Below are 14,174 nucleotides of genomic sequence, written 5' to 3' on the forward strand. Positions count from 1 at the left end.
TAGGGGGGGGGGGCGGGGCCGCGGTCGGTGCGCGCGGCTCCCCCGCCGGGGGCGGCGCGGCCCGCGGTGATTGCCCGCCGGGCGTGGTCGGCGCCGACCACGGCGGCCGCGATGCGCACCCCGTCCAGCACCAGGTGCGGGCGCGTACGCAGCAGCCACTTGTCCTTGACCGAAACCGGCTCGCCTTCTTCACCGTTGGCCACCACGACGGTCCGCTGCCCAGCCACGCATGCCTTGCGGACAGTGGCGAGTTTGGTCGCCAGCGGGAAAGCCGCGCCCCCGCGTCCGCGCAGGCCGGCGGCGCGCACCTGCTCGAGCACCGCCGCGGCCGAGGAGATCGGCCCGTAGCCGCCTTCGGCCAGGTAGGCGCCGAGATCCTCGGTCTCCCAGGTGGTTCGCAGCAGGCGGGGCGGGCAGCCGGGCGCCGTGGCGACGGTGATTCCGGAGGTCCGGAAGGAATTCAGCATGGCGTCCTGTTCGAGCCGGGGCGGTGTCGTCGTGACCGGTGGGCCGGGCCGCGGGATCGGTGCGGGCCGGCGCCCGGCTCACGCGGAGACGATGACGTCATCACCGGACACCCGCACCGGGTAGGTGCGGATGCTCCATTCGGGTTTGACCGCCGTGGTCCCGGTGGCGAGTTCGAATCCCCACTGGTGCCAAGGGCAATAGATGAACTCGCCGTCGCGCACCATCACCGCGTCGCCCGGCACCGAGTCGTCCGCGACCGTGTGCCCGCGGGTGCGGCCCGCGCACAGCGGACCGCCTTCGTGCGGGCAGTAGTTGGCGATGGCGTAGAAGACGCCGCCGACGTTGTACACCCCGACCCCGTGCCGCCCGATGGGCACGACTTTCGAGGTGCCGGGCGGGATTTCGGCGACGGTGGCCACCACGTGCTCGCGCCCCTGGGCCAGCCGGGGCGGTGTGGGTTCGGTGCTCATCTCAGAACACCACGCGCCGCTGACCCGTCAGCGCGGGCACGGTTTCGGGTAGGTGGTAGGTCTCGATGCCGTTGCGGCACATGACTTTCTCGCGCGCGGCCGGGGGCAGGTGTTTGACCAGCCAGCGTGGATCGTCGAAGGTCCAGTGCGGGTAGTCCGAGGAGTAGAGCAGGATCTTGTCCGCTTCCATCCATTCGAAGGCCCGGGTGAGTTCGGTCTTGTCCTCGGGGTAGTCCAGCGGCTGGGTGGTGAATCTGATGTGCTCTTTGACGTACTCGCTGGGTTTGCGTTTGATCCCGGTGAAGGATCCGCGCCGGGCGTAGATCGCGTCCATGCGCCACATGAGCGGCAGGATCCAGGTGAAGGCGTGTTCGACGAACACGATCCGCAGCGCCGGGTGCCGGTCGAAGACGCCGTCGAAGATCAGGCTCATGATCTGGTTGGCCGCCAGCAGCGAGTAGGTGACCATGAAATCGTGGTTGTAGCTGGGGAATCCGACCGGCGGCATGGGCATGGTCTCGAACGCGCCGCGGCTGAGATGGCAGCTGACGACCAGGTCGTGTTTGGTGGCCGCGGCCCAGATCGGATCGTATTTCGGGTCGCCCCACGAGGGCCGGGGCTCGGCCTTGATCAGGATCTGCGCCATGTACTCGTGCCCGGCCCAGAACTCGATCTCCCGCAGCGCGGCCACCGGGTCGTCGATGGCCACGCAGATCGAACCGCGCCAGCGTCGATGCCAGTTGTTGCGGGGGTCCAGCCAGTGGTTGGCCAGCCAGTGGTTGATGCCGGTGGCCAGCGCGGAGGTGGCCTCGGGGATGCGCGCGGCCTTGACGGTGGGTTCGAGGATGGCGATGTCGGAGCCGGCGTCCAGGATCAGTTGCCGGAAGGCCAGTTCGGGGTCGCTGCCGGGGAATTCGCCGTCGGCGGGGAAGGTGTCCACACGCATGGCGAGCGAGTGCGCGTAGTCGGGGGCGTCGTAGAGGATGGTGTCCCCGACGCGGTGGCTCAGGAAGTAGGAGCTGCGCAGCGGTTCGGGGATGTACTGCACCAGTTCGCCGCGCCGGGGGACCGGGTGCACATCGGAATCGACCACGCGCAGCGGAACCATGTCCGGGGTGGTCTCGGGAACGCGTTCGTGTGCCAAGGTCATGATCGTCCTGTCTGCGGCGCTCAGCGGGCCGCGGCCGGGGCGGGGATGTCGATGCCGTACAGCCGGGATGCGTTGCGCCAGTAAAGCTTGTCGCGTTGGTCCGGGCGCAGGGTCGCGGGCAGCGCGTCGAGGTCGGTGCCGTGCCAGTGCGGATAGCTGGACCCGAACATGACCATGTCGGCCTTGCCGGTGAAGTCGAGCCAATCGGCGGCGAAGTCGGTATCCCCGGGCCCGTCGAGCGCGCCGTGTACGAAATGCACGTGCCCGGGCAGGTAGTCGCTCGGCATGCGCGGCGCCCACGGGGTCTGTTCCAGGTGCGGGCGGCCGAAAGTGTCCATGCGCCAGCTGAACGGGGTGAGCATGTCGCCCGCGCCGTCGGCGAAGACCACCCGCAGTCCGGGAAACCGCTCGAAGACGCCCTCGGCGATCATGTTCATCAGGTGGTAGACGTAGTTGAGCGCCATGAAGCCCAGGTACTGCTCGTAGGTGCGGGTGTGCCCGGACGGCGTGGGCGGCAGGCCGATCGACTCCCCGGTCTCGATGTGCATCGCCACCGGCAGACCGGCGGCAGCGGCGGCTTCCCACAGCGGCCAGAACTGCGGTTTGCCGTACAGTTCGCGCGATTGCAGCGGGATGCCGATCTGCACGACGCGCGGGTGTTCACCCCAGCGGGCGATGTCGCGCAGCGCGCCGGTGATGTCCTCGGGGTTCACGCGCAGGGTGCCGCGAAAGCGCGGCCCGTGGACCTCGTGCTCGAGCCAGCGGGTGACCATCATGTCGTTGTGCGCGGACAGCACGGCCGTGGTCAGGTGCCGGTCGGGCAGGATGCCGCGGGTCATCGGGTGCAGCACCGCGACATCCACGCCGCGGTCGGCGAACAGGTGCTCGGCTACCAGCTCCGGGTCCGAGCCCGGGTAGCGCTTGTCCGGGCCGCGGGTGCCGGGCGCGTATTCGCCGCCGGGTGCGCCGTACCAGTCCATTTCGGCGTCGGGGATGCCGCGACTGGTGAAGGGTTCGCGCAGGTGCGCGCGCATGTCGGCGTTGGAGGCGAAGAAGATATGCACGCTGGCGTCGATCACCGGGGTGCGGGTGCCGTCCGGCAGCAGTCTCATCGCGCGCCTCTCGTCTGATCGAAACGTCATTCTCGTCTTGTGAGAACAGTACTCTCGCGGTTTTCGCTCGGCAAGACTGGCGTATTCGCGCAGGTCCGGTGCGGTGTGCGGAGGCGCCGAGGCTGCCGCCGTCGTCTCGCTGGTGGCCGCGAGCGGTCAGGAAGAGATTGCGATATCGAGACTGTGAGAATACGATTCTGGCTATTCGAGAATCGAGGTCTAGAGCTGTGTCTTCGCAACAGGATTCGCTCACCCTTGCCTGGGACACCGAGGTCGACGTCGTCGTATTGGGCAGTGGCGCCGCGGGATTGACCGCCGCGCTGACCGCCGCCACCGCCGGCGCCTCGACCCTGGTGTGCGAGAAGGCCGCCACCGTCGGCGGCACCAGCGCGGTTTCGGGCGGCATCGCCTGGATCCCGGCCCACGATCGCGCCGCCGACGGCCCGCTGACCGTCGCCGACGCGCTGAGCTATCTGCACGCCCAGGCCCTGGATTCGATGGACGACGACCTGGTGGAGGTCTTCGTCCGCACCGGCGCGCGCATGATCGAGTTCGTCGAGGCGCACAGCCCGCTGCGTTTCGAGGTCGCTGGCGCCTTCCCCGACTACAAACCCGAACTGCCCGGCGGACGGCCCGGCGGCGGCCGGTCCCTGAGCGCGGCCGCCTTCGACCTCGCCAGCCTCGGCCCCTGGCGGGACCGCCTGACGGCCTTTCCCGCCGACTGGAGCAACGTCGGCTTCGACGCCGAAACCCGTGCGCGACTGCATGCTTCGGCCGCCGCCGACGCGGACCTGTGCGTGGCGGGCACCGCGCTGGTGGCGAGCCTGCTGGCCGGGGTCCTGGCGGCCGGGGTCGAGATCCGCACCGGATCGCGCGCGGTCGAGCTCCTCGCCGACGCGGCGGGCGTCATCACCGGCGTTCGCCTGGACACCGCCGACGGGCCGATCCGCGTGCGCGCCCGCGGCGGCGTCGTGCTGGCCACCGGCGGCTTCGAATGGGACGAGCGCCTGGTGCGCGCGTACCTGCGCGGCCCGATGCACGGTCCGGTGTCCCCGCCCAACAACACCGGCGACGGACTGCGCATGGCCATGGCGCACGGCGCGGAACTGGGCACCATGAGCGAAGCCTGGTGGGTGCCGATCGTGCGGATCCCCGGCGACACCATCGAGGGCCGGCCACGCAGTCGCAGTGTGCGATTGGAGCGCACCCGCCCGCGCAGCATCATGGTCAACCGGGCCGGGCGGCGCTTCGTCAACGAGGCCGGTGAGTACAACGCCATGTCCGGCGCCTTCCACTACCTCGACCCGCGCGGCGGCTACGTCAACGACCCCGGCTGGATCGTCTTCGACGCCGAACACCTGCGCCGCTACGGCTTCCTGGGCGTCGCCCCCGGCGACCCGGTGCCCGAATGGTTCTGCGAGTCGGCCGATCTCGCCGAGCTCGCGGGCAAGACCGGCATCGACCCGGCCGGACTGAGCGCGACCGTCACCGCCTGGAATCACGCGGTGGCCCACGACCACGACCCCGACTTCGGGCGTGGGGCGAGCGCCTACGACGGCTACTGGGGCGACGAACACGCCGCGACCGCGGCCGGGCGGACCCTCGGCCCCCTGGACACCGCTCCCTACTACGCGGTCCCGGTCACCGTCGGCGCGATGGGCACCAAGGGCGGCCCGCGCACCGACCGCGACGGCCGGGTGCTGCACGTGAACGGCTCGGTCATCCCCGGGCTGTTCGCCGCGGGCAACGCGATGGCCGGGGTCACCGGCCGCGCCTACGGCGGGGCGGGCGGAACCCTGGGCCCCGGCATGGTTTTCGGTTTCCGCGCCGGGCACGCCGCCGCGACCGGCAAATCGGCGGAGCTGTGAACACGGTGGACGGAGAGACGACAGTGGCCGAGTACGAAAGCATCTGGAGCGACCTGCAAGGGGTCGCGTTCACCCAGGGCTATCTCGACGTGGGCGGGGTACGCACCCGCTACCTGCACGCCGGTGACCGCGACAAACCCACACTCGTGCTGTTGCACGGTTCGGGCGGGCACGCCGAAGCCTACGTCCGCAACCTGGCCGCGCACGCCGAGCACTTCTCGACCTGGTCGATCGACATGCTCGGGCACGGATACACCGACAAGCCCGGGCACCCGCTCGAAATCGCGCACTACGTCGAGCATCTGGTGCGCTTCCTGGACGAGATCGGGGTCGACCGCGCCCATATCAGCGGCGAATCGCTCGGCGGCTGGGTCGCCGCGCGCCTGGCGATCGACCATCCCGGCCGCGTCCGGCGACTGGTGCTCAACACCGCCGGTGGCTCCCAAGCCGACCCGCAGGTCATGGCCCGCATCGTGAGTCTGTCGATGGCGGCGGTCTCGGACCCGGACTGGGACACCGTGCAGGCCCGCATCAAGTGGCTGATGGCCGACAAGTCCAAGGGCTACGACGACGTCGTCGCCAGCCGCCAGCGCATCTACCGGCAACCCGGTTTCGTGGCCGCCATGAGCGACATCATGGCCCTGCAGGACCCCGTCATCCGAGCCCGGAACCTGTTGGGCCCCGGCGACTACGGCCGCATCACCGCCCCCACGCTGGTGGTGTGGACCAGCGACGACCCCACCGCGGACGTCGCCGAGGGCCGCCGGATCGCCTCGATGATCCCCGGCGCGCGCTTCGAGCTGATGCCCGGCTGCGGGCACTGGCCCCAGTACGAGGACGCCAAAACCTTCGACGCCCTGCACGTGGGCTTCCTGCTGGCGGAGTGAGATGACCGGATCGGCGAATCCCCTTGTCACCGAAGTCGACGTACTCATCGTCGGCGCCGGACCGGTGGGCCTGACCCTGGCCAACGCCCTCGGCGGCTACGGCGTGCGCACCCTCGTCGCCGAGGAACGCGAGACCCTGATCGACTACCCGCGCGGGGTCGGCCTGGACGACGAATCCCTGCGCACCTTCCAGTCGATCGGTCTCATCGACCGGGTGCTCCCGCACACCACCCCCGACCAGATCATGCGATTCGTCGACCACGAACGTCGCCTGCTGGCCGAAATCGCGCCCGCGGACACCTCTTTCGGCTGGCCCAAGCGCAACGGGTTCGTCCAGCCGCTGGTCGACGCCGAACTGCTGGCGGGCCTCGAGCGCTACCCGGTCGTCGAGGTGGCCTGGTCCGCGGCGATGGCCACCTGCGTGGACACCGGCTCGCGCGTCACCGTCGAACTCGACACCCCCGCCGGGCCGCGCCTGATCAGCGCCGCCTACGTGGTGGGCTGCGACGGCGGGCGCAGCGCCACCCGCAAACAGATGGGCGTGTCCTTCGAGGGCACCACCTCCCCGACCCGCTGGCTCGTGGTCGACATCGCCACCGATCCGCTCGGGCACCCCAACATCGAGGTCGCCGCCGATCCCGCGCGCCCGAACGTGTCGGTGTCCATCGCGCACGGCATCCGGCGCTTCGAATTCATGATCCACGATCACGAAAGTGACGCCCGCGCGGAGGATCCCGCGTTCGTGGCCGAACTGCTCGCCGACTTCGTGCCCTACCCCGAACGCCTGGACATCATCCGCCGGCGCCTGTACACCCATCACTCGCGCATCGCGGGGGAGTTCCGGCGCGGGCGCATGCTCCTGGCCGGGGACGCCGCGCACCTGATGCCGGTGTGGCAGGGCCAGGGCTACAACAGCGGAATCCGGGACGCGGCGAACCTGGGCTGGAAGCTCGCCGCGGTCGTCACCGGCCGCGCACGCGACAGCCTGCTCGACAGTTACGATCTCGAACGCCGCAAGCACGCGCGCGCCATGATCGACCTGTCCACCCTGGTCGGCCGGGTCATCTCGCCCACCGATCGCCGGGTGGCGGCGGTGCGCGACGCCCTGGTGCGGGCCGCGGCCGCGATACCGCCGGTCAAGAGCTACGTGCTGGGCATGCGGTTCAAACCGATGCCCCGCTACGACCGCGGCGCGGTGGCGCACACCCATTCGCGCTCACCGCGATCAGCGGTCGGCACCCTGTTCATCCAGCCACGCGTGGACACCCGCGAGCACACCGACGTCCTGCTCGACGACGTGCTCGGTACCTGGTTCACGATCCTGTGCTGGAACAACCGCCCGCGAGAAGTCCTGGGCGAGCACGCGTTCGAGCAGTGGAAAGCCCTCGGCGCGCGGTTCGTCGCCGCGCGCCCGCGCACCCAGCTGCACTGGGCCGACCACGACGACCCCGACGTCACGGTCGTCGGCGACCGCACCGGGGCCCTCAAGCGCTGGTTCGACGGCCACCGCGACTCGGTGCTGTTCCTGCGCCCGGACCGGTGCGTCGCCGGGGCCACGATCGCGCAACTGGCACCGGAGTTGAGCGCGGATCTGCTGCGCGCCCTCGCCCTGACCCCAGGAGGACACGATGTCGCTGGCCCTGTGCTGCGTCTCGCACAGCCCACTGCTTGAACTCCCCGGTCCCGACCGCGAACTGCTGGACGAGATCGGCACGGTCGTGGCCGAGGCCGCGGACTTCGTGCGCGCGTTCGACCCCGAACTCGTGGTGACCTTCGCACCCGATCACTACAACGGCTTCTTCTACCGCACCATGCCGCAGTTCTGTATCGGCAGCGCCGCCAACGCGGTCGGGGACTACGGCACCTACGGCGGCCCCCTCGCCGTGGCCGGGGACATCGCCCTGGACATGGCCGAAGCGGTCCTCGCCGCCGGCGTGGACGTCGCGGTGTCGGTGGCCATGGACGTCGACCACGGCACCGTGCAACCCCTGCAGCAGCTGTTCCCCGACGTCGCGTCGGTGCCGATCGTCCCGGTCTTCCTGAACTCGGTCGCCGCGCCCCTGGCCCCGGTGCACCGCGCGCGAGCACTGGGCGCCGCGGTCGGGAACTACCTGTCCGGTCTGGGCAAACGCGTCCTGCTGATCGGCTCGGGCGGGCTGTCGCACGATCCGCCCGTGCCGACCCTGGCCACGGCGACCGGTCCGGTGCGCGAGCGCCTGGTCGCGGGCGGGCCGATGCCGCCCGAACGCCGCGCCGAACGCGAACGCCAGGTCATCGCCGCCGCACACGAATTCGCCACCGGCGACAGCGCGCTGCGCCCGCTCAACCCCGACTGGGATCACCGGTTCCTGGCCCTGCTCGACGAGAACCGCCTGCCGGAGATCGACACCTGGACCAACCCGTGGATCACCGGCGAGGCCGGTAACTCCGCCCACGAGATCCGCACCTGGATAGCGGCTTTCGCGGCGCTGGCGACCCAGGGCGCCTACACCACTCACACCCGCTACTACCGGCCCGCCCCCGAGCTGATCGCCGGATACGCGCTGCGAACAGCGTTGCCGCACAGCGTCACCGGCACGCGACCGGCCGAGGGGAGCCGAGCATGACATCCGAACAGTCTCCGGTGCACGGGCCGGATCCGGCCGGCGGCGCAATAGCCACGCCCACAGCGGAGGACGATCGCGCGACGCGCTCGGACGCCGAATTCGATCACACGGTCGATGTGCTGGTCGTCGGCTCGGGCGGCGGCGGGCTCACCGCCGCGCTCGCGGCCGAAGCGGCGGGACTGAGCACGCTGGTGGTCGAGAAATCCGCGCACTACGGCGGTTCGACCGCGCTGTCCGGGGGCGGCATCTGGGTTCCCGGCGCGCCCGCCCAGCGCCGCGACGGCTACGACATCGACCCCGAACAGGTCGTGGAATACCTGGCCTCGATCACCGAGGGCCTGGTCGCCCCCGAACGCCTGCGCGCCTACGTCGCCAAGGCGCCGGAGATGATGGAGTTCCTCGAAAAGCACAGCCGCTGGCTCGAATTCGTGTGGAAGCCCGGCTACGCCGACTACTACCCCGAGCGCCCGGGCGGATCCGTACAGGGCAGCACCATCAATGTGCCGCCGCTGGATCTGCGCGTGCTCGGCGATGACGAGGCGACGCTGCTGGCCCCACTGGCACTCGCCCCCAAGGGCATCTGGCTCGGCCCCAAGGACCTGCTCCAGTTCTACCGGGTCCGCCAATCCTGGCGCGGCAAAGCGGTACTGCTCAAACTCATCTGGCGCATGTTCCGCGCCCGGGTGTTCGGCGACCGGATCGCCGCCATCGGCCAATCCCTGGTCGCCCGGCTGCGACTGGCCCTGCGGGAGAACGACATCCCGCTGTGGCTCGGCGCCCCGATGACCGAGTTGATCACCGGCCCCGGCGGAACGGTCCTGGGCGCGATCCTCGAACGCGACGGGCGGCCGGTGCGCGTGCGCGCCACCGCCGGGGTGGTGCTGGCCACCGGCGGCTTCGAACAGGACATGGCCTGGCGCAAGGAGCACGAGCCGGTCATCGACCAGAACTGGAGTTTCGGCAATCCCGCCGCCACCGGCGACGGCATCCGCGCGGGTACGGCGATCGGCGCGGACACCGACCTGATGGACGAATCCTGGTGGTTCCCGGCCATCCAATGGCCGGACGGGCGTATGCAATTCATGCTCAACGAGCGCATGATGCCCGCGCAGTTCATCGTGAACGGCGCGGGGGAGCGGTACATCAACGAGGCCGCGCCCTACATGGACTTCGGGCACGCCATGCTCGCGGGCGAACGCGCCGGGGTGACCCACCTGCCCAGCTGGCTCATCACCGACGCGCGCTCGTGGCGGCGCTACGTGATCGCCGGGCACCTACCCCTGCCCAAGATCCCGTTCGCGCCCGTCCCCACCGGGTCGAAGATCCCCCCGGCATGGCTGGACTCGGGCGTGGTCAAAACGGCCGACTCCTGGGAACAGCTCGCCGAACAGATCGGCGTGCCCCCGGATCGCCTGCGCGCCACCGCCGAACGCTTCGACACCCTCGCCCGCTCCGGGCACGACGACGACTTCCGGCGCGGGGACAGCGTCTACGACAACTACTACGGCGACCACACCCTGCCCAACCCCAACCTGGCGCCGCTGGGCGAACCGCCGTACTACGCCTTCCGCATGGTGCTCGGGGACCTGGGCACCTCCGGCGGGCTGCGCACCGACGAACACGCCCGCGTCCTGCGCGCGGACGGCACCGTGATCGATCGCCTCTACGCCACCGGCAACACCACCGCCGCGGTCATGGGCCGCAGCTACGCCGGCGCGGGCGCCACCATCGGCCCGGCCATGACTTTCGGATACATAGCGGCCCAGCACATTTCGGCAACCCACGGAGGAAACCAATGAAGATATCCCTGTTCTACGAATTCGCACTGCCCAAGCCGTGGGTGCCCGAGGACGAACGACTGCTGTTCCAGGAGGGCCTGGACGAGGTCGAGGCCGCCGACAAGGCCGGCTTCTCCACCGTCTGGCTCACCGAACACCACTTCCTCGAGGAGTACTGTCACTCCACCGCGCCCGAGATCTTCCTGGCCGCGGCGAGCCAGCGCACCAAGGACATTCGGCTCGGCTTCGGCATCATGCACATGCCCCCGGCCATCAACCACCCCGCGCGCGTGGCCGAACGCGTCGCCACCCTGGACCTGATCTCGGGCGGACGCGTGGAATTCGGCACCGGCGAATCCTCCTCGGTCGGCGAACTCGGCGGCTTCATGATCGACCCCGCCGACAAGCGCGGTCAGTGGGAAGAGTCCCTCGACGTAGCGATCCGCTGCATGATCGAGGAGCCCTTCACCGGGTTCAAGGGCGAACACGTCGAAATGCCCGCCCGCAACGTCATTCCCAAGCCGTACCAGCGCCCGCACCCGCCGGTGTGGGTCGCCTGCACCCGCCCCTCCTCGGTGCAGATGGCCGCCCAGAAGGGCATCGGCGCGCTGAGCTTCGCCTACACCGGACCCGAAGCGCTCGGTACCCGCGTGCGCGGCTACTACAAGGAGTTCGAGGAGAACGCGGCCCCGACCATTCCCGTGCTCAACCCCAACATCCTGGCCATCGGCGGTGACCTGTCGATGATGGTGGCCCCCACCGACAAACAGGCCATCGACCGCCTCGGGGTCGGCGGCGGATTCTTCTCCTTCGGCATCATGCACTACTACATGACCGGCCAGCACACCCCCGGCCGCACCGGGGTGTGGGAGAAGTACCTCGACGCGGTCAAGGGCGATGAGACCCTCGCCTACGGACCCGGCCGCGGCGCCATCGGCTCCCCGGAGACCGTGCGCGAATTCCTGCGCGGCTACGAGGAATCCGGCGTCGACGAGATCATCCTGCTGCTCAACCCGCGCAGCCACGAAGCCACCATGGAGTCGATCGAGCTGATGGGCAAGCAGGTGCTGCCCGAGTTCATCGAACGTGACGAGAAGGCCGTGGCGGCCAAGGCCAAACGCCTGGAACCGATCATCGAGAAGGTCGAGAAGCGCCGCCGGCCGCTGGCCTCGCCCGCGTTCGACGAGAACTACGCCTTCGGCGGACTGCCCACCGGCCGCGGCGGCGACTACATCGCCAACGAGGTGCCCGAGGCCATGGCCGAAATGGACCAGGGCCGTGAGGAAGCCGCCCAGCGGCTCGACGAGCAGCCGCAGAACTAGGCGGTGACGGCGATGGAATCGATCGAACAGAGCTGGCGCTACGACGGGCGCCGGACCGTGGTGACCGGCTGCGCGTCGGGCATCGGCGCGGCCGTGGCCCGCCAGGTCCGCGCGCTCGGCGGCACCGTCATCGGCCTGGACGTGACCGAGAACGCCACCGGCGTCGACGAATTCCATCGCCTGGACCTGGCCGACCCGGACTCGATCGACCGCGCCGCAGCGGCGGTCGGCGACCGGGCGGACGCCCTGTTCAACATCGCGGGCGTGTCCTCGGGCATCGGCGACCCGCTGCGCGTGGTGACCATCAACCTGCTCGGCACCCGTCGCTTCACCGAAGCGGTGACCGCGCACATGCGCGCGGGCGCGAGCGTGGTCAGCGTGTCCTCCCTCGCCGCGGCCGCCTACCTCGAGCATCGCGAGCAATCGCACGCACTCCTGGACACCGCCGACATGGCCACCGGAATCGATTGGTGCCGAGCGCATCCCGAGGCCCTGGCCGACGGCGGCTACCGGCTGGCCAAGGAAGCGCTCATCCACTACACCCTGCGCCGCACCGTGCCCCTGGGCGCGCGCGGCATCCGAATCAACTGCACCGCACCGGGAGTCACCGACACCCCGATCCTCGACCAGCTGCGCACCGCGTACGGGTCCGGGTTCCTCGACGGCATCGACAAACCGCTGGGCCGGGTCTCCACCCCCGACGAGCAGGCCGCGGCCCTGGTGTTCCTCAACAGCGCGGCCGCCGGCTACATCACCGGCCAGGTGCTGTGGGTGGACGGCGGCAACCTCGCCGCCCGCCTGGCGGGCGAACCCGCCGTCCCGGCCGCCGCGGCGGCGACCAGCGTTGAAAGAGAGCCATAGTGGCCAACCTGACCGAATTCCACCGCGTCGCCGAACAGGTGCGCAACTGGGGCCGCTGGGGCGCCGCCGACGAACTCGGCACCCTGAACTTCATCACCCCCGACAAGGTCGCCGCCGCCGCCGGACTCGTCCGCCACGGCCGCGTGTTCTCCCTCGGCATCGACTTCGGCTCGGCCGGACCGCAGGGTGCCTTCCAATTCCGCAGCAACCCCGTGCACGTGATGACCGTCGACGGCGGCGACGCCCGCACCCTGGCCGAATACGGCCCGAAGTGGTTGCGCAACAGTGTCGCCCAGGAACTGAGCGCGTTCTTCGCCGACAATCCGTTCCGGTTCAACGACGACCTGATCATCATGCCGCTGCAGGCCGCGACCCAGTGGGACGCGCTCTCGCACGTCTACTACGACGAACAGCTCTACAACGGCTTCCCCGCGAGCTCGGTCACCAGCCTCGGCGCGGTGCACTGCGGCATCGACAAGGTCGACGGCAAGGGCATCACCACCCGCGGTGTCCTGCTGGATCTGGTGCGCCATCGCAAGGCCGACACCTACCTGGCCGCCGGGCAGCCCATCACCCCCGAAGAACTCGACGAAGTCGTTGCCGCCCAAGGTGTCACGATCGGATCCGGGGACATCCTGCTCATCCACACCGGCTGGATGGCCCGCTTCCAGGAGACCGGCGACGGCGCCGAAGCCTACTCGGGCCTGGACTGGCGGTGCGCGCAATGGCTGCACGAACGCGACATCGCCGCCGTGGCCGCGGACAACCTCATGGTCGAGGACACCGTGTCCGGGGTCGAGGGCACCTTCCTGCCGATGCACATGCTGTGCCTGCGCGACATGGGGCTGATGCTCGGCGAGTACTGGGACCTGACCGCCCTGGCCGCGGACTGCGCCGCCGACGGCGTCTACGAATTCCAGCTGATCGCACCACCTTTGCGGGTCGTGGGCGCGGTCGGCTCACCCATCAATCCCATCGCCATCAAATAGCGACGCCGCACTACGGGAAACACGAGGTTTGGGCATGAGCGTGAGCACTGCATCGGCGGACACCGCCACCGGCACCGACGGGGACCCGCGTCCGTTCGTCGTGGGCATCGGCGGCACCCTGCGCGCGGGATCCTCGACCGAACGAGCACTGCGACAGTGCCTGTCGGCGGTCGAACGCCAGGGCGGGCGCACCGCGCTGTTCAGCGGCGAGGACATCAACCTGCCCATGTACAACCCGCACGATCTCGACCGCACCCCCGCGGCCGCGGCGATGGTGGCGGCGCTGCGCGCGGCGGACGCCGTCGTCATCGGCTCGCCCGGCTACCACGGCGGGGTGTCGGGGCTGGTGAAGAATGCCCTGGACTACATCGAGGACCTGCGCGGCGACGCCACGGTCTACCTGGACAACAAGCCGTGGGGCGTGATCACCTGCGCCTACGGCTGGCAGGCGGCGGTGGCGACCCTGGGCCAGCTGCGGGTGATCGGCCACGCCCTGCGCGCCTGGCCCACCCCGCTCGGGGTGGCCATCAACTCCGCGGACCCGATCTGGAACGCCGAGGGCGAGCTGATCGACGAAACGGTCAGCGGCCAGCTCGACATGCTCGCGACCCAGATCCTGACCTTCGCCGCGGCGGGACGGGCGTCCTCGTGACAGCGGACGAG

Annotated in this window: 12 protein-coding genes and 1 pseudogene; 9 read left to right on the forward strand and 4 right to left on the reverse strand. The window is 70.1% G+C overall.

Annotated elements, in window-relative coordinates; translation table 11 throughout:
- The 4 genes and pseudogenes from ACWIGI_RS35770 to ACWIGI_RS35785 form a co-directional block, all read right to left on the reverse strand.
- Positions 1 to 464: pseudogene (locus ACWIGI_RS35770) on the reverse strand (NADH-ubiquinone oxidoreductase-F iron-sulfur binding region domain-containing protein); the annotation flags it as partial.
- Between the two features lie 81 nt (positions 465 to 545).
- On the reverse strand, positions 546 to 938 hold the full coding sequence (locus tag ACWIGI_RS35775) for a Rieske (2Fe-2S) protein (protein ID WP_454207983.1): 393 nt from the start codon (positions 936 to 938) through the stop codon (positions 546 to 548).
- 1 nt (position 939) lies between these two features.
- On the reverse strand, positions 940 to 2,088 hold the full coding sequence (locus tag ACWIGI_RS35780; RefSeq protein ID WP_454207984.1) for an amidohydrolase family protein: 1,149 nt from the start codon (positions 2,086 to 2,088) through the stop codon (positions 940 to 942).
- A 20-nt stretch (positions 2,089 to 2,108) separates the two neighbouring features.
- Complete coding sequence (locus tag ACWIGI_RS35785) at positions 2,109 to 3,200, reverse strand: amidohydrolase family protein (protein ID WP_454207985.1); 1,092 nt, start codon at positions 3,198 to 3,200, stop codon at positions 2,109 to 2,111.
- Positions 3,201 to 3,427: 227 nt separating this feature from the next.
- On the opposite strand from ACWIGI_RS35785, the gene ACWIGI_RS35790 reads away from it, so the two are divergent.
- Genes ACWIGI_RS35790 through ACWIGI_RS35830 form a run of 9 tightly spaced genes read left to right on the forward strand, consistent with a single transcriptional unit; the run spans position 3,428 to position 14,163 of the window.
- Positions 3,428 to 5,068: an FAD-dependent oxidoreductase gene (locus ACWIGI_RS35790; protein WP_454207986.1), complete on the forward strand. Its 1,641-nt coding sequence runs from the start codon at positions 3,428 to 3,430 to the stop codon at positions 5,066 to 5,068.
- Between the two features lie 23 nt (positions 5,069 to 5,091).
- Positions 5,092 to 5,955: an alpha/beta fold hydrolase gene (locus tag ACWIGI_RS35795; RefSeq protein WP_454207987.1), complete on the forward strand. Its 864-nt coding sequence runs from the start codon at positions 5,092 to 5,094 to the stop codon at positions 5,953 to 5,955.
- A gap of 1 nt (position 5,956) precedes the next feature.
- Complete coding sequence (locus ACWIGI_RS35800; RefSeq protein WP_454207988.1) at positions 5,957 to 7,627, forward strand: bifunctional 3-(3-hydroxy-phenyl)propionate/3-hydroxycinnamic acid hydroxylase; 1,671 nt, start codon at positions 5,957 to 5,959, stop codon at positions 7,625 to 7,627.
- A complete protein-coding gene (locus ACWIGI_RS35805; RefSeq protein WP_454207989.1) occupies positions 7,584 to 8,561 on the forward strand; it encodes a 3-carboxyethylcatechol 2,3-dioxygenase in 978 nt (325 codons plus the stop codon). Before ACWIGI_RS35800 ends, ACWIGI_RS35805 begins: the two co-directional genes overlap by 44 nt.
- Complete coding sequence (locus ACWIGI_RS35810; protein ID WP_454207990.1) at positions 8,558 to 10,360, forward strand: FAD-binding protein; 1,803 nt, start codon at positions 8,558 to 8,560, stop codon at positions 10,358 to 10,360. The genes ACWIGI_RS35805 and ACWIGI_RS35810 overlap by 4 nt, the downstream gene beginning before the upstream one ends.
- Positions 10,357 to 11,661 carry an LLM class flavin-dependent oxidoreductase gene (locus ACWIGI_RS35815; protein WP_454207991.1) on the forward strand — a complete coding sequence of 435 codons (1,305 nt, stop codon included), beginning with the start codon at positions 10,357 to 10,359 and terminating at the stop codon, positions 11,659 to 11,661. The genes ACWIGI_RS35810 and ACWIGI_RS35815 overlap by 4 nt, the downstream gene beginning before the upstream one ends.
- Before the next feature lie 12 nt (positions 11,662 to 11,673).
- The gene (locus tag ACWIGI_RS35820; RefSeq protein WP_454207992.1) at positions 11,674 to 12,522 is read left to right on the forward strand and encodes a coniferyl-alcohol dehydrogenase; all 849 of its coding nucleotides are present in this window, start codon (positions 11,674 to 11,676) and stop codon (positions 12,520 to 12,522) included.
- Positions 12,522 to 13,511: a cyclase family protein gene (locus ACWIGI_RS35825; protein ID WP_454207993.1), complete on the forward strand. Its 990-nt coding sequence runs from the start codon at positions 12,522 to 12,524 to the stop codon at positions 13,509 to 13,511. The genes ACWIGI_RS35820 and ACWIGI_RS35825 overlap by 1 nt, the downstream gene beginning before the upstream one ends.
- Before the next feature lie 34 nt (positions 13,512 to 13,545).
- Positions 13,546 to 14,163, forward strand: a complete 618-nt coding sequence (locus ACWIGI_RS35830) for an NADPH-dependent FMN reductase (RefSeq protein WP_454207994.1) — start codon at positions 13,546 to 13,548, stop codon at positions 14,161 to 14,163.
- Positions 14,164 to 14,174 lie beyond the last annotated feature (11 nt).

It is taken from the genome of Nocardia sp. NPDC055321 (assembly GCF_053645575.1).

What these genes read in the sequence shown, in the direction of transcription:
- ACWIGI_RS35820 (WP_454207992.1), top strand. Translation starts at nt 11,674, where the DNA reads ATGGAATCGATCGAACAGAGCTGGCGCTACGACGGGCGCCGGACCGTG.
- ACWIGI_RS35775 (WP_454207983.1), bottom strand. Translation starts at nt 938, where the DNA reads ATGAGCACCGAACCCACACCGCCCCGGCTGGCCCAGGGGCGCGAGCAC.
- ACWIGI_RS35815 (WP_454207991.1), top strand. Translation starts at nt 10,357, where the DNA reads ATGAAGATATCCCTGTTCTACGAATTCGCACTGCCCAAGCCGTGGGTG.
- ACWIGI_RS35830 (WP_454207994.1), top strand. Translation starts at nt 13,546, where the DNA reads ATGAGCGTGAGCACTGCATCGGCGGACACCGCCACCGGCACCGACGGG.
- ACWIGI_RS35810 (WP_454207990.1), top strand. Translation starts at nt 8,558, where the DNA reads ATGACATCCGAACAGTCTCCGGTGCACGGGCCGGATCCGGCCGGCGGC.
- ACWIGI_RS35800 (WP_454207988.1), top strand. Translation starts at nt 5,957, where the DNA reads ATGACCGGATCGGCGAATCCCCTTGTCACCGAAGTCGACGTACTCATC.
- ACWIGI_RS35785 (WP_454207985.1), bottom strand. Translation starts at nt 3,200, where the DNA reads ATGAGACTGCTGCCGGACGGCACCCGCACCCCGGTGATCGACGCCAGC.
- ACWIGI_RS35805 (WP_454207989.1), top strand. Translation starts at nt 7,584, where the DNA reads ATGTCGCTGGCCCTGTGCTGCGTCTCGCACAGCCCACTGCTTGAACTC.
- ACWIGI_RS35780 (WP_454207984.1), bottom strand. Translation starts at nt 2,088, where the DNA reads ATGACCTTGGCACACGAACGCGTTCCCGAGACCACCCCGGACATGGTT.